General features: G+C 72.7%; 19 protein-coding genes. 17 read left to right on the forward strand and 2 right to left on the reverse strand.

Features of this window, described 5'->3' with window-relative positions:
* Positions 1 to 155: 155 nt before the first annotated feature.
* Positions 156 to 1,424 (reverse strand): chorismate-binding protein, encoded by a 1,269-nt coding sequence (locus ABZ805_RS00580; protein ID WP_358432444.1) that lies wholly within the window; start codon positions 1,422 to 1,424, stop codon positions 156 to 158.
* 82 nt (positions 1,425 to 1,506) lie between these two features.
* Between ABZ805_RS00580 and ABZ805_RS00585 the strand changes: the two genes are divergently transcribed.
* From ABZ805_RS00585 to ABZ805_RS00595, 3 genes are all read left to right on the forward strand, one after another.
* Positions 1,507 to 1,995, forward strand: coding sequence for a DUF3592 domain-containing protein (locus ABZ805_RS00585; protein WP_358432446.1), 489 nt, complete (start codon positions 1,507 to 1,509; stop codon positions 1,993 to 1,995).
* 169 nt (positions 1,996 to 2,164) lie between these two features.
* Complete coding sequence (gene paaC, locus ABZ805_RS00590; RefSeq protein WP_358432448.1) at positions 2,165 to 3,097, forward strand: 1,2-phenylacetyl-CoA epoxidase subunit PaaC; 933 nt, start codon at positions 2,165 to 2,167, stop codon at positions 3,095 to 3,097.
* Positions 3,098 to 3,255: 158 nt separating this feature from the next.
* Positions 3,256 to 3,927, forward strand: a complete 672-nt coding sequence (locus tag ABZ805_RS00595) for a hypothetical protein (RefSeq protein ID WP_358432450.1) — start codon at positions 3,256 to 3,258, stop codon at positions 3,925 to 3,927.
* Between the two features lie 40 nt (positions 3,928 to 3,967).
* Here ABZ805_RS00595 and ABZ805_RS00600 read toward each other — a convergent pair whose 3' ends face one another.
* A complete protein-coding gene (locus tag ABZ805_RS00600; RefSeq protein WP_358432452.1) occupies positions 3,968 to 4,834 on the reverse strand; it encodes an inositol monophosphatase family protein in 867 nt (288 codons plus the stop codon).
* Positions 4,835 to 5,037: 203 nt separating this feature from the next.
* Between ABZ805_RS00600 and ABZ805_RS00605 the strand changes: the two genes are divergently transcribed.
* The 14 genes from ABZ805_RS00605 (at position 5,038) to nuoK (ending at position 20,085) form a co-directional block, all read left to right on the forward strand.
* The gene (locus ABZ805_RS00605; RefSeq protein WP_358432454.1) at positions 5,038 to 6,153 is read left to right on the forward strand and encodes a glycosyltransferase family 1 protein; all 1,116 of its coding nucleotides are present in this window, start codon (positions 5,038 to 5,040) and stop codon (positions 6,151 to 6,153) included.
* Positions 6,154 to 6,179: 26 nt separating this feature from the next.
* A complete protein-coding gene (locus ABZ805_RS00610; protein WP_358432456.1) occupies positions 6,180 to 6,866 on the forward strand; it encodes a demethylmenaquinone methyltransferase in 687 nt (228 codons plus the stop codon).
* Positions 6,867 to 7,558: 692 nt separating this feature from the next.
* Positions 7,559 to 8,857, forward strand: a complete 1,299-nt coding sequence (locus tag ABZ805_RS00615; RefSeq protein ID WP_358432458.1) for a geranylgeranyl reductase family protein — start codon at positions 7,559 to 7,561, stop codon at positions 8,855 to 8,857.
* Positions 8,858 to 9,016: 159 nt separating this feature from the next.
* The gene (locus ABZ805_RS00620) at positions 9,017 to 9,406 is read left to right on the forward strand and encodes an NADH-quinone oxidoreductase subunit A (protein WP_358432460.1); all 390 of its coding nucleotides are present in this window, start codon (positions 9,017 to 9,019) and stop codon (positions 9,404 to 9,406) included.
* Between the two features lie 69 nt (positions 9,407 to 9,475).
* Positions 9,476 to 10,156, forward strand: a complete 681-nt coding sequence (locus tag ABZ805_RS00625; RefSeq protein ID WP_358432462.1) for an NADH-quinone oxidoreductase subunit B family protein — start codon at positions 9,476 to 9,478, stop codon at positions 10,154 to 10,156.
* A 5-nt stretch (positions 10,157 to 10,161) separates the two neighbouring features.
* Positions 10,162 to 10,938, forward strand: a complete 777-nt coding sequence (locus ABZ805_RS00630; protein WP_358432464.1) for an NADH-quinone oxidoreductase subunit C — start codon at positions 10,162 to 10,164, stop codon at positions 10,936 to 10,938.
* A 52-nt stretch (positions 10,939 to 10,990) separates the two neighbouring features.
* Positions 10,991 to 12,334, forward strand: a complete 1,344-nt coding sequence (locus ABZ805_RS00635) for an NADH-quinone oxidoreductase subunit D (RefSeq protein ID WP_358432466.1) — start codon at positions 10,991 to 10,993, stop codon at positions 12,332 to 12,334.
* Positions 12,331 to 13,098 carry an NADH-quinone oxidoreductase subunit NuoE gene (gene nuoE / locus ABZ805_RS00640; RefSeq protein WP_358432468.1) on the forward strand — a complete coding sequence of 256 codons (768 nt, stop codon included), beginning with the start codon at positions 12,331 to 12,333 and terminating at the stop codon, positions 13,096 to 13,098. Before ABZ805_RS00635 ends, nuoE begins: the two co-directional genes overlap by 4 nt.
* A gap of 6 nt (positions 13,099 to 13,104) precedes the next feature.
* Positions 13,105 to 14,427, forward strand: coding sequence for an NADH-quinone oxidoreductase subunit NuoF (nuoF, locus tag ABZ805_RS00645; RefSeq protein WP_358432470.1), 1,323 nt, complete (start codon positions 13,105 to 13,107; stop codon positions 14,425 to 14,427).
* Entirely contained in the window at positions 14,424 to 17,003 is a 2,580-nt protein-coding gene (locus ABZ805_RS00650; RefSeq protein WP_358432471.1) for an NADH-quinone oxidoreductase subunit G, read from the forward strand. Before nuoF ends, ABZ805_RS00650 begins: the two co-directional genes overlap by 4 nt.
* Entirely contained in the window at positions 17,000 to 18,292 is a 1,293-nt protein-coding gene (gene nuoH, locus ABZ805_RS00655; protein ID WP_358432473.1) for an NADH-quinone oxidoreductase subunit NuoH, read from the forward strand. The genes ABZ805_RS00650 and nuoH overlap by 4 nt, the downstream gene beginning before the upstream one ends.
* Positions 18,285 to 18,845, forward strand: coding sequence for an NADH-quinone oxidoreductase subunit NuoI (nuoI, locus tag ABZ805_RS00660; protein WP_224956932.1), 561 nt, complete (start codon positions 18,285 to 18,287; stop codon positions 18,843 to 18,845). Before nuoH ends, nuoI begins: the two co-directional genes overlap by 8 nt.
* The gene (locus ABZ805_RS00665) at positions 18,845 to 19,789 is read left to right on the forward strand and encodes an NADH-quinone oxidoreductase subunit J (RefSeq protein WP_358432475.1); all 945 of its coding nucleotides are present in this window, start codon (positions 18,845 to 18,847) and stop codon (positions 19,787 to 19,789) included. Before nuoI ends, ABZ805_RS00665 begins: the two co-directional genes overlap by 1 nt.
* Complete coding sequence (gene nuoK, locus ABZ805_RS00670; protein ID WP_200068963.1) at positions 19,786 to 20,085, forward strand: NADH-quinone oxidoreductase subunit NuoK; 300 nt, start codon at positions 19,786 to 19,788, stop codon at positions 20,083 to 20,085. The genes ABZ805_RS00665 and nuoK overlap by 4 nt, the downstream gene beginning before the upstream one ends.
* Positions 20,086 to 20,185: the final 100 nt, after the last annotated feature.

A 20,185-nucleotide genomic window follows, 5' to 3' on the forward strand; every position in this document is an offset into this window, starting at 1 on the left:
GCGAGGACGGCGCTGCCGCATGCGGAGCCCCCGGCGCGAACGATCCCGCAGCGAGGGGGCGCAGGGAGGAGGGACATGGGCGCAGCGAGGAGGGCGCAGGGAGCCGCCACCCGCGACCCGCCTCGCACCACGAGCCGAGCGCCCCCGCGGAAGGTTCAGTCGCCGGTCAGCGCTTCGGTGATCGGGCGCAGCTTCGCCGCCGCCTCCAGCACCTCGGTGTCCGGGTCGGACTCGGCGACGATGCCGCACCCGGCGAACAGCCGTGCGCGGCGGCCCCCGGTGTCGCCGTCCGCGTCCTCCAGCTGCGCGCAGCGCAGCGCGATGCCGAGCTCCCCGTTGCCCGCGCCGTCGACCCAGCCGACCGGGCCGCTGTAGCGCTCCCGGTCCATGCCTTCCAACTGCTGGATCAGTTCCACCGCGTCCGGGCTCGGCGTGCCGCCGACGGCCGCGCTCGGGTGCACTGCTGCGGCGAGCCGCAGCAGTGCGGCGACGCCGTTCTCCGCGGCGGGTTCGTGCAACTCACCCGTGATGTGCGATGCCAGGTGCAACACGTTGCGCAGCCGGAGGACCTCGGGGCGCTCCGGGACCGACAGGGCCGAGCAGAACGGGCGCAGCTCCGCGGCCAGCGACTCGGTGGCGAACGCGTGCTCGGAGAGGTCCTTCGCCGAGGACAGCAGGCCGGACGCCAGCTCGTCGGCGCCGACCCCGGGCCGCGGCCAGCTCGTCCCGGCCAGCACCCGGGACCGGACGTGCCGCCCGGTGCGCTCCAGCAGCAGCTCCGGGGTGGCCCCGACCAGCCCGTCCACCGCGAACGTCCAGCACCCCGGGTAGCGCGCGGCGAGGTTGCGCAGCAGGTAGCGGGCGTCCAGCGGCTCCGCCGCGGTGGCGAGCAGGTCGTGCGCCAGCACCACCTTGCGCACCGCGTCCGGACCACCCGACCCGGCCGGTTCGAGCAGGCGCACCGCCTCCGCCACCGACCGCCGGTAGTCCGCGGTGGACACCGCGCCCGGCGAGTACTCCACCGCGCCGGGTTCGCGCACCGGCTGGACCGGCCGCTCCGCCGGATCGCCGATGGTGGTGATCCAGCGGACGCCGTCCCGGCTGCCCAGCACGACCTCCGGCACGACCACGACCGAATCCCCCGGCCGGTCGGCGAACGCGAAGCTGCTGAACGCGACCGGGCCGCTGCCCGGCAGCCGCACCTCGTCGTGCACGTCCGCGCCCGCGCAGAGTTCGTGCCACCATTCGTCGGCGGTCGCGAAGCGCTCCGGACCGGAGGTCGCCAACCGCGCCGCGCACCCCCAGCCGACCAGGCCGCCGCCGTCGCGCACCCAGCTCAGCGGAGCATCGTCCGGCAGCAGTTCCAGCAGCGGCGCGGTGCGCCGGGGATCGTCGTCGGGGAGCACGGAGGTGCGAACGGTCAACGGAGCAGGGGAGGGCGCCACGCGACGAGCCTAGGTGCGGCGGCCAGTGGCGGTCACCGCGCGGCTCCTACAATCGGCGATCGTGGCGAGCGAACAGGAGTTCCCGGACGAGGCCGGGCGGCCCGAGGTGACCGGATCGGGCACCCGGTGGCCCCGGCGGCGCGTCCGCCGCACCGCCGCCCGTGGTGTCCTGGTCCTCGCCGTGCTGCTGACCGTGCTGGGCCTGTCCGTGATCGGCGCGTGCGCGATCGACGACCGGACGATCGCCGAGTCCCGGGGCGACGGCGTCGCCGAAGTCGTCAGCACCTCGCTGACCCGCACCGTCATCCGCTTCACCACGCCGGAAGGACGGGTGCACATCCCGCAGGACGGCGTGCTCTACCCGGGTGGCCTGCAGCAGGGCCAGTTCGTCCGGGTCGAGTACGACACGCGCAACCCCGACCTGGTCCGGGTGGCGGGGCGCGGCATGGTGCTGTCGCTGCTGCCGGTCGCCGCGTGCCTCGCCGGGACGTGGCTGGTGCTCGGCGGCGCGTACTGGCAGCTGCGCCGGGAGCGCCCCGCGGCGGTCTGAACCGGGAATTCGGTCCCTTCCGCGCCGCCCGGCACTGCGACCACAGTGGGCGCAGGTGACTCCGCTGCGGCGGATGCGCCGGTGGGGCGGACGGCCCCACGAGTGGTCTCGCGACCAGCGGTTCCAGTCCGCACCGTCCGGTGCGGCCCCGCGAGGTGGGTGAGCGCGTATGAGCACGGTGAACTTCGCTGTGGACGGCCCCGACGACGGTGCGGCGGCGGTCGGTCCGGGCGGGCCGGAGAGGTCGGCGCCGGAGTCGCACCGGCCGGATTGGGTGCTGGCGGCCCCGGTCACCGCTGCGGTGGCCCGGAGCGTGCCGGACGGTGCCGATCCGGCGGATCTCGCGGCGTACTGCCTGATGCTGGGCGATGACGCGCTGCTGCTGGCGCACCGCCTGTCCGGGTGGGGGGTGCGCGGACCCGACCTGGAGGAGGGCGCCGCGCTGGCCGCGATCACCGCGGACCTGCTGGGCCAGGCGCGGGCGCTGCTGGAACGGGCGGCGGAGCTGGAGGGCGCGGGCCGGGACGCGGATCTGCTCGCCCACCACCGGGATGCCGGCGAGTTCCGCAACGTGCGGCTCGCCGAGATCGACTGCGGGCCCGGCGCGGGCGGTGATTTCGCCACCAGCACGGCCCGGTTGCTGCTGCTGTCGACCTGGCGGCACGCGGTGTTCGCCCGGTTGGCGGCGAGCCGCGATCCGGTGCTTTCGGCGATCGCGACCCGGACGTGGCGGGTGCTGCTGCGGCACCGGCAGCACGCCGAGCAGTGGACTATCCGGTTCGGCGACGGCGCCCCCGAGGCGCGGCTGCGGATGCAGGAGGCGCTGCAGCGGGTGTGGCCGCTGTCCGGGGAGCTGTTCGCGGTGCACCCGGTGGAGCGCAGGCTCGCCGAGGCGGGGTGCGCGGTGCGCCCGGACGCGGTGCGCGGTGAGGTGGCCGCGGCGCTGGATGCGGCGGTGTCGGTCGCGCGCTTGGACTTGCCGGACCTCGGCGCGGCACCGCCGGAGGGCACCGGTGGCCGGTGGGGTGCGCACACCGAGTCGATGCCGTTCGTCGTCGCCGAGATGCAGTACCTGGTGCGCGCCGACCCGATCGAGCCGTGATCATTCCGTTTCCGCGTTTGAGTACTTTCCCGCACGCTCCGCGGCGATCCGGCGGGCAAGGTGGGTGTGATGCCGGGACGAACCCGGTGGGTCCGCCGGATCGCCTTGGGGGCGAGCGCTGGTCCGGCGGGGAACCGAGCGGAAGGCGCGGGCTGGAGATGAACGGTTTCTGGTTGGCAGTGCTGGCGGGAACGGTCGCGGGATCGCTGGGCGCCGCGATCACCCACTTCGCGTGGGCCGGGCCGTGGGCGCGGCGGCTTCGCCCCGAGGCGATGGCGGCCCGGGCGACCGAGGCGGCGGCGACCGAGGCGGCGGGGATCGAGGTGGCGGGGACCGAGGCGAGCCGGACGGCGCGGGATGCGGCCGCGCCGCGGCTGCTCGGCGAACCGGGTCCCGTGGACGGCTGGTTGCGCGACCTGCACCGCTGCGAGCAGGCGGTGGCGCGCGCCCGGCGCGCGGTGGAGGCGGTGTCCTCGGTGCGGGCGCGGGAGGCGCTGCTGGTGGTGGTCCGCCGGATGGACGCCGAGCTGCCGAACGTGCAGGCGCTCGTCGAGGTGGGCCGCGGTCTGGACGCGGCGCCGGAGTCCGCGGACCGGCGGGACCGGGAGGTGCTGCGCCGGGTGCGCGATCAGGTCGCCGAGGCCGCCGCGTGCTTCGCCGCGATCACCGAGGACGTGCTGGACGTGGTGGTCGACCTGGTCGCGGCGCCGGACCTGACGCGGATGCACCGCGAGGTGGCGGTGCTGCGCGACCGCTTCCCGCTGCTGCACCCGCTGTCCGAGGTGTTCGCCCGCGACGATGCCCCGCTGCCCGCGCTCGCCGCCCCCTGAAAGCGCCCGCCGCGCTCCCGGTGAGCTCCACGCCCGCGGGTCAGGGCGTGGCCTGGCGCCACCAGTCGAGGACGTCCCCGGCCACGGCGGGCCCGGCCACCAGCAGACCGCCGGTGGGCAGCGTCGCGGGACGTCCACCGCGGTCGAGCACCGCGGCCCCCGATTCGACGGCCAGCGCGAGCGCGCCCGCCACGTCCCACTCCTCGTACGAGTCCAGCACCGCGGCGATGGCGTGCCCCAGCGCGACCTGCGCGATCGCCAGCGCCGGTGAGCCCAGCAGCCGCACGCCGACCTGCGCGCGCGCCGCGTTGCTGATGAACCGGTCCATGCCGGGCCACGGCCCGCTGCGGGTCAGCTCGGTGCACACGATCCCGGCGCGCGTCTCGGACTGGTCGGCGAGCCGCACCGGCACCCCGTTCGCCCGCATCCCGCGGTCCCGCGCCGCCGCGTAGATCTGCGAGCGGTACGGGTCGGCGACGACCCCGACCAGCGGCCCGTGCTCGTCGAGCATCGCGAGGCTGTAGGCGCACCACGGCAGCCCCGCCACGTAGTTCGCGGTGCCGTCCACCGGGTCCACCGACCAGCGGAACCGGGTGGCACCGGCGTGCGCGGTGACCTGGTCCGCGACCGAGGTGGACCAGCCGGGCGCGGAGTCGAACTCCTCCCCGAACACGGGCACGCCGGGGAACTCGTCGCCGAGCACCCGCCGCGTGTGCCGTTCCAGGGTCCGCCCGGTGTCGGTCACCCAGTCGAACGGTGACTCGGAGGCCGCAGGCCGGGCGCCGCGGCCCGCGGTGGCGGTGATGACGTCGGCGGCGTCGTTCGCGAGCCGTCCGGCCACTTCCAGCGCCCGGGACACCAAGCCGGGTTCGATGTGGTGCGAGGGCTCTGAAGGAAGGACCGTCATGCCGCTCCAGGGTCGACACCCGCGGTGTACGCGGTACTGCGCCCAGGTGGACGGCAGGCGAGGGACGGCCGTCCGGGCGGGGCCGTGCCGGGTGCACCGGGGCAGTTGGGGTGCTCTTCGGCGGCTGTTCCGGGTCGCGTCACGTGGCGGACGTCTGATCGCCGGAGCCGGGCGGGACGGTGTCGCTCGTGCGGATCGCCATCGTGTCGGAGAGTTTCCTGCCGCAGGTCAACGGGGTCACGAACTCGGTGCTGCGGGTGCTGGAGCACCTGCGCCGCCGCGGTGACCGAGCGCTCGTGGTCGCCCCGGGCGCCGGTCCGGAGGAGTACGAGGGCACGCCGGTGGTGCGGCTGCCCGCGGTGGACATCCCGGTGGTGTCCTCGTTGCCGATCGGGTTCCCCACCCGCCGGTTGCTGCAGGCCCTGGCGGACTTCGAACCGGACGTGGTGCACCTGGCCTCGCCGTTCGTGGTGGGGGCGCGGGGGCTCGCGGCGGCCCGGAAGCTGGGGGTGCCGACGGTCGCCGTCTACCAGACGGACGTGGCCGGGTTCGCGGAGTCGTACGGGCTGGGGCTGACCGCGCGCGCCGCCTGGCGCTGGACGCGGCGGCTGCACTGCGGCGCCGACCGCACGCTGGCCCCGTCGACGTGGGCGGCGGACGCGCTGCGCGAGCACGGCGTGCCGCGGGTGCACCGGTGGGGTCGCGGGGTGGACACCGCCCGGTTCCACCCGGGCAAGCGGGACGCGTCGCTGCGCACCGAGCTCGCCCCGGGCGGGGAGCTGCTGGTCGGCTACGTCGGCAGGCTCGCCCCGGAGAAGCACGTGGAGCGGCTGGCCGCGCTGGAGGGCGTGCCCGGAGTGCGGGTGGTGGTGGTCGGCGACGGCCCGCAGCGGGAGCAGCTCGCCGCACAGCTGCCGGGCGCCGCGTTCCTGGGCCTGCGCACCGGCGAGGAGCTCGCCCGGATCTACGCGAGCCTCGACGTGTTCGTGCACACCGGCCCGTACGAGACGTTCTGCCAGTCGGTGCAGGAGGCGATGGCCAGCGGAGTCCCGGCGCTCGCCCCGGACGCGGGCGGCCCGCGGGACCTGGTGCTGCCGGGCCGCACCGGCTACCTGCTGCCGCCGCACGACGCGGACGCGCACGCCCGGCGGCTGCGCGCGGCGGTGGCGGAGCTGCGGGACCCGGCGCTGCGGGCCCGGTTCGGCGCGGCCGCCCGCGAGTCGGTGGCCCAGCGGACGTGGCCCGCGCTGTGCGAGCAGTTGATCGGCCACTACGCGGAGGTCATCGGCGGCCCGCAGGTCGACCGGCTGGCCGCGTGAGCGCCCGCCACCCGTAAGCTGCGGGCGTGTCTCGCGCCGGTTTGGACAAGGATCCGCACGCGGTCGCCGCGATGTTCGACGGCGTCGCGAAGCGCTACGACCTGACGAACACCGTGATGTCGTTCGGGCAGGACCGGCGCTGGCGGCAGATCACCCGGCAGGCCCTGGATCCGCAGCCGCACGAGCGCGTCCTGGACCTGGCGGCGGGCAGCGGGGTGTCCACCGCGGAGCTGGCGAAGTCCGGCGCGTGGTGCGTGGCGGCGGACTTCTCGCTGGGCATGCTGTCGGTGGGCCGGGACCGCGGGTTGCCGATGGTGGCGGCCGACGCGCTGCGGCTGCCGTTCGCGGACGCCTCCTTCGACGCGGCGACGATCTCGTTCGGGCTGCGCAACGTGGTGAACACGGTGGCGGGGCTGCGCGAGATGGCGCGGGTGGTGCGGCCCGGCGGGCGGCTCGTGGTGTGCGAGTTCTCCACCCCGACCTGGGAGCCGTTCCGCACCGTCTACATGAACTACGTGATGCGCGCGCTGCCGCCGATCGCCCGCGCGGTGTCCTCGAACCCGGACGCGTACGTGTACCTGGCGGAGTCGATCCGCTCCTGGCCGGACCAGCGGGCGCTGGCGGCGAAGATCGGCGAGGCGGGCTGGTCGAAGGTCGCGTGGCGCGACCTGATGGGCGGCGCCGTCGCCGTGCACCGAGCCGTCAAACCCTGAGCCCCCTCCGTCGAGCTGCGCTCGGGTGGCGGAACCTCCCGCGCCCTCCTCGCTGCGGGATCGTTGTCACAGGTGGCTCCGCCACCGGAGAAATCGCTGTCCTCGCGAGGCGAGCGCTGAGAACCCGCGGGTGGTCCGGTTGATCAGGTGGTCGTCGGCTCAGCGGCTTCGCCGCTGACGGGAAGCGGCCAAAGCCCTCAACGGCAGGCGAGCTTCCACGTGCTGGACCTCCCGGGGCCGCAGCCTGGGCTCGGCACCTCGGCACCTCGGCACCTCGGCACCTCCGGACCTCGGCACCTCGGCGCGTCCGGGCTGGTGCCGTGCGTCGGACTCCGACGCGCCGCGCGTCGCGCCGCCACCATCGCGCCGGCGCCTCCACCCGGGGCACCGCCGCGGCTCGGGGCCGTTCCGCACCGGCGCCTCCGGCCTTGCGCGCGCCCCGATGCCCGCCGGACACCCCGGAGATACGCCTCACCTGCGAGGACGGTCACCCGAGCGGCCTATCTCGCGGGGTCGATCGAGTGCCTCCGCAGGCCTAGACTCGGCGGAGATAGTGAACTCGTTCACAAGCGGGCGGGTTCACCGGGTCACGGCGGAACCGCTCGGGTGCGCACCCGAGCGGGTGGCAGGTGCGTTCCGCGTGCCTGGCGCCGTGGCCGGACACCGCAACTGCACGGCTATCAAGGAGTGTCATGACCAGCGCGACCCCCCGACGCCGACCGAACGACGACGCCGATGTGATCGTCGTCGGTGCCGGGCCGGCCGGCTCGACGGCGGCGACGTACCTGGCCCGCGCGGGCCTCGACGTGCTGCTGCTGGAGAAGAGCGTCTTCCCCCGGGAGAAGGTGTGCGGCGACGGCATCACGCCGCGCGGCGTCAAGCAGTTGATCGACCTCGGCATCGACACCCGCGAGGAGGCCGGCTGGCTGCACAACCGCGGTCTGCGCGTGGTCGGCGGCGGCGTGAACATCGAACTGGACTGGCCGGAACTCGCCGATTTCCCGCCCTACGGCGTGGTCCGCCCGCGCAACGACTTCGACGACATGCTCGCCCGTGGGGCGGAACGCGCGGGCGCCCGGATGGTGCAGCAGACGACGGTGACCGGCGCAGTCCGCGATGAGCGGACCGGCCGCATCGACGGGGTCGTCGCGAAGACCGGACCGGAGCGGCAGCAGGTGACCTACCGGGCCCCGCTGGTGATCGGTTGCGACGGCGTGTCGGCCCGGCTGGCGCTGTCGATGGGCATCGAGAAGCGCGAGGACCGCCCGATGGGCGTGGCGGTGCGCCGCTACTACGACAGCCCGCGCAGCAAGGACGACTTCCTGGAGTCGCACCTGGAGCTGTGGGACCGCTCGACCCCGTCCGAGCCGAAGCTGATGCCGGGCTACGGCTGGATCTTCGGCATGGGCGACGGGACGGTGAACGTGGGGCTGGGCGTGCTGTCCACGTCGAAGTCCTACGGCAAGACCGACTACCGCCAGCTGCTGCGCTCCTGGCTGGACGGGACCCCGGAGGAGTGGGGCTTCCGGGAGGAGAACGCCACCGGCAAGATCGGCGGCGCCGCGCTGCCGATGGGCTTCAACCGCACGCCGCACTACCGGGACGGGCTGCTGCTCGTCGGCGATGCCGGCGGCATGGTGAACCCGTTCAACGGCGAGGGCATCGCGTACGCCATGGAATCCGCCCGGTTGGCGGCGGAGTGCGTGGTCCACGCGTACGCACGACCGGCGGGCCCGTCGCGGGAGCACGCGTTGCTCCGGTACCCGGGTGCGGTGTCCGACGCGATGGGCGGCTACTTCCGGCTCGGGAACATCTTCAGCAAGTTGATTGGCAATCCGACGGTGATGCGGATGGCCACCAAGCACGGTCTGCCGCGGCCGTTGCTGATGCGTTTCGTGTTGAAGCTGCTGGCAAATCTGTACGACGTGCGCGATGGGGACACGATGGACCGTGTGATCAGCGCCACTACTCGGCTCACCCCTAGCGCCTGACTGCCGGAGTCTGGTCAGATGGTCACGTGATTGTGTGAGAAGTCATAAAGTTAGGTTCGCCTCACTGCGGAGCGGTCATGTCCGACCGCATAGAGTGCGCACCCGACGGCCGCAGACGTGACGTTCGTCTCGGCGGGGGCAGCGAAGGAGGGCGGTGCCATGGGCGAGGCAAGCGCTTCGGGCGTGCTGGACCCGTACATCCCGTTGGTGCTGATGTTCGCGCTGGCGCTGGGATTCGCGGTGTTCTCGGTGAGCATCGCGCCACTGGTCGGCCCCCGCCGTTACAACAAGGCGAAGCTCGATGCCTACGAGTGCGGGATCGAGCCTTCCCCGCAGCCGGTGCTGGGCGGCGGCCGGATGCCGGTCGCCTACTACCTCACGGCGATGCTGTTCATCCTCTTCGACATCGAAATGGTCTTCCTCTACCCGTTCGCGGTCTCCGCGGACTCCCTCGGCCTGTTCGGGGTCGCCGAGGTCGTGCTGTTCATCGCGACCGTCGGCTTCGCCTACGCCTACGTGTGGCGGCGCGGGGGCCTCGACTGGAACTAGCGCCCGGGCCCGGGCGGGCCTGAGCGAGCACTGACCGTTCTCAATGGCGACAGCGGAAGGAGTGCCGAGATGGGCCTCGAAGAGCAGCTGCCCAACGGCATCCTGTTGGCCAACGTGGAGAAGCTCGTCAACTGGACCCGGAAGACCTCGATGTGGCCGGCGACCTTCGGGTTGGCCTGCTGCGCGATCGAGATGATGACGGTCGGCGGTTCCCGCTACGACATCGCCCGGTTCGGCATGGAGCGCTTCTCCGCCACCCCGCGGCAGGCCGATCTGATGATCGTCGCCGGTCGGGTGACCAACAAGATGGCCCCGGTGCTGCGGCAGATCTACGACCAGATGCCGGAGCCGCGCTGGGTGCTGGCGATGGGCGTGTGCGCCTCCACCGGCGGCATGTTCAACAACTACGCCGTGGTGCAGGGCGTGGACCACGTGGTGCCGGTGGACATGTACCTGCCGGGCTGCCCGCCGCGGCCGGAGATGCTGCTCGACGCGATCCTCAAGCTGCACGCCAAGATCATGGACGAGCCGATCAACGCCACGCGCGCCGCGGTGCGCGCCGAGAGCGGGGCTCGCACCGAACTCATCGCCTCCTCCGAGCGCTACGCGCCGAAGAACCGCTCGCAGCGCAAGCGCGCCGAGCGGCAGCAGCTGGCGCAGCGCCAGGAGATGGGCGCGGAAGGCCCGCTCGCCGTCGAGACCGACGCGCAGCGGGAGCAGACGCAGCGGCAACTCGGCGCGGGCAGGTGAGCGGCATGACCGACTCGAAGCAGACCACCCCGGACCCCGGCGAAGGCGGTTCGAGCGCGGACCGGCCCGGCGAGGGCCTCGAACCGGCCCGGTCCGGTGCGGGCGCGATCGCCGAACCGCGGGAACCGATCGTCGCGGGGCGCGAGCGGCAGGGCATGTTCGGCGTGCGCGGCAGCGGCGACACCTCCGGCTACGGCGGGCTGCGGCTGCCCGCGCACCTGCCTGCTCCCGCCGAGCGACCGTTCGGCGGGTGGTTCGACGAGGTGGCGGACGCGCTGCTGGAGTCGTTGCGCGACAAGGGCGTCGACGCGGCGGTGCAGCAGGTGACCGTGGACCGCGGGGAGATCACCTTCTACGTGGACCGCGAGCACCTGGTGGCCACCTGCTCCGCGCTGCGCGACGATCCGGCGCTGCGCTTCGAGCTGTGCAGCTCGGTGTCCGGTGTGGACTACGGGCCGGAGGTGCCGCAGCGGCTGCACTCGGTCTACCACCTGACGTCGATGACCTACCGCCGCCGCATCCGGCTGGAGGTGGCCGTCGACGTCGACGACCCGCACCTGCCGTCGGTCGTGTCCGTGTACCCGACGGCGGACTTCCAGGAGCGCGAGGCATGGGACATGTTCGGCCTCGTCTACGACGGGCACCCCGCGCTCACCCGGATCTTGATGCCGGACGACTGGGACGGGCACCCGCAGCGCAAGGACTACCCGCTCGGCGGCATCCCGGTCGAGTACAAGGGCGCCGAGATACCGCCGCCCGACCAGCGGCGGGCCTACTCATGAGGTCCCGCGCAGCGCACGGCCCCGGCAGGCAGCACGCGGAGAGGTGCTGAACATGACCACCGAACCACTGACCGATCCCACCACGGACCCCGGCAGGCACGCGGCGTCGCGCGAGACGACGGAAGGCCGCGTCTACACCGTCACCGGCGGCGACTGGGACGAGTTCATCGACGAGGCGGCCGATTCCGAGCGCGTCGTCATCAACCTCGGCCCGCAGCACCCGTCCACGCACGGGGTGCTGCGGCTGGTGCTGGAACTCGAGGGCGAGACCGTCACCCAGGCCCGCTCGGTGATCGGCTACCTGCACACCGGGATCGAGAAGAACACCGAGTACCGCACCTGGACCCAGGGCGTCACCTTCGTGACGCGGATGGACTACCTGGCGCCGCTGTACAACGAGACGGCGTACTGCCTGGGCGTGGAGAAGCTGCTCGGGGTCGAGGCGCCGACGCGGGCGCAGACCTTCCGGATCATGCTGATGGAGCTGAACCGGATCTCCTCGCACCTGGTGTTCATGGCGACCGGCGCGATGGAGCTGGGCTCCACCACCGGCATGACCTTCGGGTTCCGCGACCGCGAGGAAGTGCTGCACCTGCTGGAGTTCCTCACCGGGCTGCGGATGAACCACGCGTTCGTCCGGCCGGGCGGGGTGGCCCAGGACCTCCCGGAGAACTACCGGGAGAAGGTGCTGGAGTTCATCAAGGTCATGGACAAGCGGCTGCCGGACTACGCGAAGCTGTTCTCCGGCCAGCCGATCTGGAAGCAGCGGCTCAAGGACGTCGGCTACCTGCCGCTGGACGGCTGCCTGCAGCTGGGCGTGACGGGTCCGCTGCTGCGCTCGGCGGGCATCGCGTGGGACCTGCGGAAGATCGAGCCGTACTGCGGTTACGAGAACTTCGAGTTCGAGGTGCCGACGAGCACCGACGCGGACTGCTACGCGCGGTTCCTGCTGCGGCTGGAGGAGATCCACCAGTCGCTGAAGATCATCCGGCAGTGCCTGGACGCGTTCGAGCCCGGCCCGGTGATGGTGGACGACCCGAAGATCGCCTGGCCGGCGAAGCTGAGCATCGGGCCGGACGGCATGGGCAACTCGCTGGAGCACGTCCGCAAGATCATGGGCCAGTCGATGGAATCGCTGATCCACCACTTCAAGCTGGTCACCGAGGGCTTCGACGTGCCCCCGGGCCAGGTGTACTCGCCGGTGGAGTCGCCGCGCGGCGAGCTGGGCTACCACTTGGTCTCCGACGGCGGCACCCGGCCGATGCGGGTGCACGTGCGGGAACCGAGCTTCGTGAACCTCCAGGCGTTCCCGGCGATGGCCGAGGGCGGCCTGGTCGCGGACGTGATCGCGGCAGTGGCCTCGATCGACCCGGTGATGGGCGGGGTGGACCGATGACCGAGCAGTTCGATTTCACCACCACCGAGCACGTGCTGAGCCCACCGGGCGCGCCGGTGTTCGGCGAGGACGTGCGCGCCGACGCGAAGCGCATCATCGAGCGCTACCCGGAGGCGCGGTCGGCGCTGCTGCCGATGCTGCACCTCGTGCAGTCCGAGCAGGGCCACGTCGGCACCGAGGGCATCGAGTTCTGCGCCGAGCAGCTCGCGCTGTCCGCCGCCGAGGTCAGCGCGGTCGCCACCTTCTACACGATGTACAAGCGCAAGCCGTGCGGCGAGCACCTGGTCAGCGTGTGCACCAACACGCTGTGCGCGGCGCTGGGCGGGGACGAGATCTACCGGAAGGTGTCCGAGCACCTGGGCGTCGGGCACGACGAGACCTCCGGGACGCCGGGCGAACCGGGCTCGCTGACGCTGGAGCACGCCGAGTGCCTCGCCGCCTGCGACCACGCCCCGGTGCTGCAGGTCGACTACGAGTACTACGACAAGCAGAGCCCCGAAGCGGCGCTGGAACTGGTGAAGTCCCTGCAGCGCGGGGAGAAGCCCGATCCGACGCGCGGCGCCCCGCTCACCGACTTCCGCCGCACCGAACGCCAGCTCGCCGGGTTCTTCGACCGGCCCGGCGCCCGGCTGGAGGACACCGTGGACGGCCCCTCGGCCGCCGCCGAGACGGTCCGCGGCGCGCACCTGGCGCAGCAGCGCGGCTGGACCGCGCCCCCGATGCCGGACGACGCGCAGATCCCGCCGCTGCCGGAGAAGGAGTGAGTGGACATGACCGACGCGAACTCCCCTAAGCCCGACGAGCTCACCCCGGTGCTCACCAAGCGGTGGCTGTCGCCGAACTCCTGGAGCATCCGCACCTACGAGCAGCTGGAGGGCTACACCGCGCTGCGCAAGGCGTTGCGCGCCACGCCCGACGAACTGGTCGAGCTGGTGAAGTCCGCGGGCCTGCGCGGTCGCGGCGGCGCCGGGTTCCCGGCCGGCGTGAAGTGGAGCTTCATGCCGAAGGAACCGGTGAAGCCGCACTACCTCGTGGTCAACGCCGACGAGGGCGAACCGGGCACCTGCAAGGACATCCCGCTGATGATGGCCGACCCGCACTCGCTGGTGGAGGGCGTGATCATCGCCTGCTACGCGATGCGCTCGCACTTCTCGGCGATCTACGTGCGCGGTGAGGCGCTGCACTGCATCCGGCGGCTGAACAACGCGGTGCAGGAGGCCTACGCGGCCGGGTACCTCGGCGAGGACATCCTCGGGTCCGGATTCGACTGCGACGTCGTGGTGCACGCCGGGGCGGGCGCCTACATCTGCGGCGAGGAGACGGCGCTGCTCGACTCGCTGGAGGGCAAGCGCGGGCAGCCGCGGCTGAAGCCGCCGTTCCCCGCCGCCGCCGGGCTCTACGCGTGCCCGACCACGGTGAACAACGTGGAGACCATCGCCTCGGTGCCGTTCATCGTCAACGGCGGCTCCGACTGGTTCCGCAGCATGGGGCGGGAGAAGTCGCCCGGCCCGAAGATCTACTCGCTGTCCGGGCACGTCACGAACCCCGGCCAGTACGAGGCGCCGCTGGGCACCACGCTGCGGCAGCTGCTGGAGCTCGCGGGCGGCATGAAGGACGGGATCCCGCTCAAGTTCTGGACCCCCGGCGGCTCGTCGACGCCGCTGTTCACCGCCGAGCACCTGGACGTGCCGCTGGACTTCGAGGGCGCCGCCGAAGCGGGCTCGATGCTGGGCACCACGGCGCTGATGGTGTTCAACGAGACCGTGTCCGTGCCGTGGGCGGTGATGAAGTGGACGCAGTTCTACGAGCACGAGTCCTGCGGCAAGTGCACCCCCTGCCGGGAGGGCACCTTCTGGCTCGCCCAGGTCCTGGAGCGGATGGTCGAGGGGCACGGCACCGAAGAGGACATCGACACCCTGCTCGACGTCTGCGACAACATCTTCGGCCGCTCCTTCTGCGCCCTCGGTGACGGCGCGGTCAGTCCCATCACCAGCGGCATCAAGTACTTCCGCGAGGAATTCCTCGCGCTGTGTCAGCAGAACCGGCCCGGCGCGGAGCCGGGCGAGCCCGCACTGGCAGGAGCGGCCCGATGACGGTGGCATCCGAGCGTGAGACCAAGCCGGTCCCCGAGGGGCACGTCCGGCTGACGATCGACGGCGTCGAAGTCGACGCCCCCAAGGGCGAGCTGCTGATCCGCACCGCGGAGCGGATGGGCATCGTCATCCCCCGGTTCTGCGACCACCCGCTGCTCGACCCGGCGGGCGCGTGCAGGCAGTGCCTGGTGGAAGTGGAGATGAACGGCCGGGCGATGCCCAAGCCGCAGGCCTCCTGCACGATGACCGTCGCCGACGGCATGGTGGTGAAGACGCAGCAGACCTCGCCGGTCGCCGACAAGGCGCAGCAGGGCGTGATGGAGCTGCTGCTGATCAACCACCCGCTGGACTGCCCGATCTGCGACAAGGGCGGCGAGTGCCCGCTGCAGAACCAGGCGCTCAAGCACGGCCGCGCCGAATCCCGGTTCCACGACACCAAGCGGACCTTCGCGAAGCCGGTGCCGATCTCCACCCAGGTGCTGCTGGACCGGGAGCGCTGCGTGCTGTGCCAGCGCTGCACCCGGTTCTCCAAGCAGATCGCGGGCGACCCGTTCATCGAACTGCTGGAGCGCGGGGCGGTGCAGCAGATCGGCATCGCCGAGCAGCAGCCGTTCCAGTCGTACTTCTCCGGCAACACCATCCAGATCTGCCCGGTGGGCGCGCTGACCAGCGCCGCCTACCGGTTCCGCTCCCGGCCGTTCGACCTGGTGTCCACGCCGGGCGTGTGCGAGCACTGCTCGTCGGGCTGCGCGACGCGCACCGACTGGCGGCGCGGCAAGGTGATGCGGCGGCTCGCCGGGGACGACCCGGAGGTCAACGAGGAGTGGCTCTGCGACAAGGGCCGGTTCGCGTTCCGCTACGCCACCGCCGCGGACCGCTTCCTGCGGCCGATGGTGCGGGAGGGCGGTGAGCTGCGGACCGCGTCCTGGACCGAGGCGCTGCGCGTCGCCGCCGACGGCCTGCTGCGGGCGCGCGACGACCGCGGCGTCGGGGTGCTGCCCGGCGGCCGGTTGACCGAGGAAGACGCCTACGCGTACGCGAAGTTCGCGCGGATCGCGTTGCGCACCAACGACGTCGACGCCCGCGCCAGGGCGCACTCGGACGAGGAGCTCGCGTTCCTGGAGTCCACCGTCGTCGGCACCGGACCGGGTGCGGGCGCGGTGACCTTCGCCGACCTGGAGGCCGCGCCCGCCGTGCTGTGCGTCGCCTTCGAACCGGAGGAGGAGTCGCCGAGCGTGTTCCTGCGGCTGCGCAAGGCGGCCCGCAAGGGGAGCACGAAGGTCTTCCACCTCGGGCAGTGGAACTCGCCGGGCGTGGAGAAGACGACCCGGATCATGAGCAGCGGCGGCCCGGTGCGCACCGGCGCGCTGCTGCCCTGCCCGCCCGGCGGGGAGGCCGCCGCGCTGGCCGAACTCCCGTCCGAAGTGGACGAAGCGCTGCGGGCGGGGGGAGCGGTGCTCGTCGTCGGCGAGCGGGCCGCACAGCTGCCGGGCCTGCTCTCCGAGGTCACCCGGACCGCGGCCCGCACCGGCGCCCGGATCGCGTGGATCCCGCGCCGCGCGGGCGAACGCGGTGCCGTCGAAGCGGGCGCGCTGCCCACGCTGCTGCCCGGCGGCCGCGCCGTCGGCGACCTCACCGCCTGCGCCGAAGTCGCCCAGACCTGGGGCGTGGACGCCGACAGCCTGCCCGGCACTCCCGGGCGGGACGCCGACGGCATCCTGCGCGCCGCCGCCCGCGGCGACCTCGCCGGCCTGCTCGTCGGCGGCGTCGACCCGGACGACCTGCCCGACCCGGAACTGGCCCGGCAGGCCCTGGACCGCGCGGATTTCGTGGTGAGCCTCGAACTGCGGCCCAGCGCCGTCACCGAACGCGCCGACGTGGTGCTGCCCATCGCGCCGAGCGCGGAGAAGTCCGGCACCTACCTGAACTGGGAAGGCCGCCGCCGCGAATTCCGCACCACCATCGAAGGAACCGGCGCGCTGCCGGACTGCCGGGTGCTGGACACCCTCGCGGTGGAGATGGACGCCGACCTGTTCACCCAGAGCCCCGCCGCGGTCCGCGCCGAACTGGACCGGATCGGCACCGGCGGCCACGCCCGGCCCCCGGCGCCGGACGAGCAGGTGCGGCCCGCCGCGCCACCCGGACCGGGCCGCGCGCTGCTGGCCACCTGGCGGCGGCTGCTGGACGACGGCTCGCTGCAGGACGACGAACCGAACCTCGCGGGCACCCGGCGGGACACCGTGGCGATGCTGTCGCCCGGCACCGCCCGGCGCCTCGGGCTGCTGGAGCACCAGCAGGTCGAGGTCCGCGGCGACCGCGGGTCGATCACCCTCGAAGCGCGGTTCACCGACATGCCGGACGACGTGGTGTGGCTGCCGATGGACTCCGGGCCGTCGAAGGTGAACCGGCTCCTCGGCGTCGGGCACGGCGCACCGGTCGCGCTCGCCCCGGCGGGCCCGATCGCGAACGGCCACGGCACCAACGGGAACGGGACGCGCAGCAGCAACGGGCACGGCACGAACGGCCACGGCGGCACCGGGCTCGGCTTCGGCGGCACCGAGAGGAGCCGGTCATGACGCGCACCGCGGAACTGCTCGCCGACGACCCGATCTGGCTGATCCTGATCAAGGTCGTGGTCATCTTCGCGTTCCTGGTGCTGATGACGCTGTTGACGATCTGGGCCGAGCGCCGCGTCATCGGCCGCATGCAGCACCGCCCCGGCCCGAACCGCGCCGGACCGTTCGGCATCCTGCAATCGCTCGCCGACGGGCTGAAGCTCGCGTTCAAGGAGGACATCCGGCCGGTCCTCGCCGACAAGTGGGTGTACTTCCTCGCCCCGGTGATCTCCGCGACGCCCGCGCTGGTGTCGTTCTCGGTGATCCCGATCGGGCCGGAGGTCACGGTCTTCGGCGAGCCCACCGCGCTGCAGCTGGTCGAACTGCCGGTGGGGCTGCTGGTGGTGCTGGCCAGCGCGTCCATCGGCGTCTACGGCATCGTGCTCGCCGGCTGGTCCTCCGGATCGCCGTACCCGCTGCTGGGTTCGCTGCGGTCCGCCGCGCAGGTCATCTCCTACGAGATCGCGATGGGCCTCTCGTTCGTCGCCGTGATCATGTACGCGGGCACGCTGTCCACCGCGGGCATCGTCGAAGCGCAGACCAGCGGCTGGTTCGCGCTGGTGCTGCCGTTCAGCTTCCTGGTGTACGTGGTCGCGATGGTCGGCGAGACCAACCGCGCCCCGTTCGACCTGCCGGAAGCCGAATCCGAGCTCGTCGGCGGCTTCCACACCGAGTACTCCTCGCTGAAGTTCGCGCTGTTCTTCCTCGCCGAGTACATCAACATGGTCACCGTCTCCGCCCTCGCCACCACGCTGTTCCTCGGCGGCTGGCACGCGCCGTGGCCGCTGAGCCTGATCGGCGGCGGGGTGCTCAACACGGGCTGGTGGCCGGTGCTGTGGTTCCTCGGCAAGACCGTGGCGTTCCTGTTCGTCTTCGTGTGGCTGCGCGCCACGCTGCCGCGGCTGCGCTACGACCAGTTCATGAACCTCGGCTGGAAGGTCCTCGTCCCGCTGAGCCTGGTGTGGATCGTCGTGGTCACCGTGATCCGCGCCGTCCGCAACGAGCAGGCCGTCGGCTCGACGACCTTCCTGGTCATCGGCGGCGTGGTGCTGGCGGTGCTCATCGCCGCGGCTTTCCTCGTCCCGGACCGCAAGCGGCCCGAACCGGAAGAGCCGGAAGCACCCATGGCGGGCAGCGGGTTCCCCGTCCCGCCGCTGGACCTGCAAGTGCCCCCGACCCCACCGCGGCGCACCCCGGTGCCGCCGTCCGGGGCCGACGACGCCTCGAAGGAGGGAGCGGGCCGTGTTTGATCCGCTGAAAGGTTTCGGCGTCACCTTCTCGACGATGTTCAAGAAGGTCGTCACCGAGGAGTACCCCGAGGTCAAGAAGGTCACCGCACCCCGGTTCCACGGCCGCCACCAGCTCAACCGGCACCCGGACGGGCTGGAGAAGTGCGTGGGCTGCGAGCTGTGCGCCTGGGCCTGCCCCGCCGACGCGATCTTCGTCGAGGGCGGGGACAACACCGAGGACGAGCGCTACTCGCCGGGCGAGCGCTACGGCGCCGACTACCAGATCAACTACCTGCGCTGCATCGGCTGCGGGCTGTGCATCGAAGCGTGCCCGACCCGGTCGCTGACCATGACGAACGAGTACGAGACCGCCGACGACGACCGGCAGCACCTCATCTACACCAAGGAGGACCTGCTGGCCCCGCTGCTGCCCGGCATGGAGCAGCCGCCGCACCCGATGCGGCTCGGCGAGGACGAGCAGGACTACTACGTGCGCGGCCCCGAGCTCGCGCGGCGCAGCGGCGTGCCCGAAGGCGAAACCGTGGAGACCGGGCACGAGGAGGCGCGGCGGTGATGCTCACGGCAACGGCGGTGCTCGCCCAGCAGCAGGCCGCGGACGTGGTCGGTGCCGGGGAGACCGCGGCGTTCTGGATTCTCGGGCCGCTGGCCCTGGTCGGCGCGCTGGGCATGGTGTTCGCGCGCAACGCGGTGCACTCCGCGCTGTTCCTGGTGCTGACCATGCTGAGCCTCGGCGTGCTGTACATGGCGCAGAGCGCGCCCTTCCTCGGCTTCACCCAGATCATCGTCTACACCGGCGCGATCATGATGCTGTTCCTGTTCGTGCTGATGATGGTAGGCCGCGACTCCTCCGACTCGGTGGTGGAGGTGCTGCGCGGGCAGCGGCTGTGGGCCGCCGTCGCCGGGGTCGCGTTCGCGCTGCTGCTGGTGACCGGGCTGGCCAGGGCGCTCACCGACGTGCCGGTCGCCGCTCCGCTGGACCCGTGGTCCGCGCGCGGCGGCGGTGCGGGCGGGCTCGGCGCGCTGATCTTCACCGACTACCTGTTCCCGTTCGAGCTGACCTCGGCGCTGCTGATCACCGCCGCGCTGGGCGCGATGGTCCTCGCCTACGGCGGCAAGGGCCGGGCCGCGCGGATCAGCCAGCGGGAACGCGTCGAAGCACGGCTGCGCGGCGACCGCTCCTCCCCGCTGCCCGGGCCCGGCGTGTTCGCCACCGCGAACTCGGTGGCGACCCCCGCGCTGCTGCCGGACGGCACGGTGGCGCCCGAATCGCTGTCCGAGATCCTCGACAACCTGCCGGTGGAACGGCTCACCGCCGACCGCGACGCCATCGCGGGCAAGGGCGCCGACCCCGATCCGCACGCGCTCACCGACCACCCCCGCGACCCCGAGGACCCGGCACCCGACCTCGACGCCCCGGTGCCGGAAGCCCGGGACGACCACGGCGAGAACGGCCGCTCCGGCACCGGGCACGCGTCCCCCGAGGAGGTGCGGAGATGACCCCGACCTACTACCTGCTGCTGTCCGCGCTGCTGTTCAGCATCGGCGCCGTCGGCGTGCTGGTGCGGCGCAACGCCATCGTCGTGTTCATGTGCGTCGAGCTGATGCTCAACGCGGTGAACCTGACGCTGGTCACCTTCGCCCGCATCGAAGGCTCGGTGCACGGGCAGGTGATGGCGTTCTTCGTGATGGTCGTCGCCGCCGCCGAGGTCGTGGTCGGCCTCGCGATCATCATGTCGATCTTCCGGACCCGCCGCTCGGCCTCGGTCGACGACGCCAACCTCCTCAAGTACTAGCGCCATGCCCGCCCCCGCGGCCGGTGCGCCGCGCACCCGAACCCCCGTTCGCACTCACAGTAGGGAGAGCCTGGCGTGACGACGACGTTCCCGGCCAGCG

Origin of the sequence: Saccharopolyspora sp. NPDC047091, assembly GCF_040643635.1 — a bacterium.
In the GTDB taxonomy this organism is placed as follows: domain Bacteria; phylum Actinomycetota; class Actinomycetes; order Mycobacteriales; family Pseudonocardiaceae; genus Saccharopolyspora_C.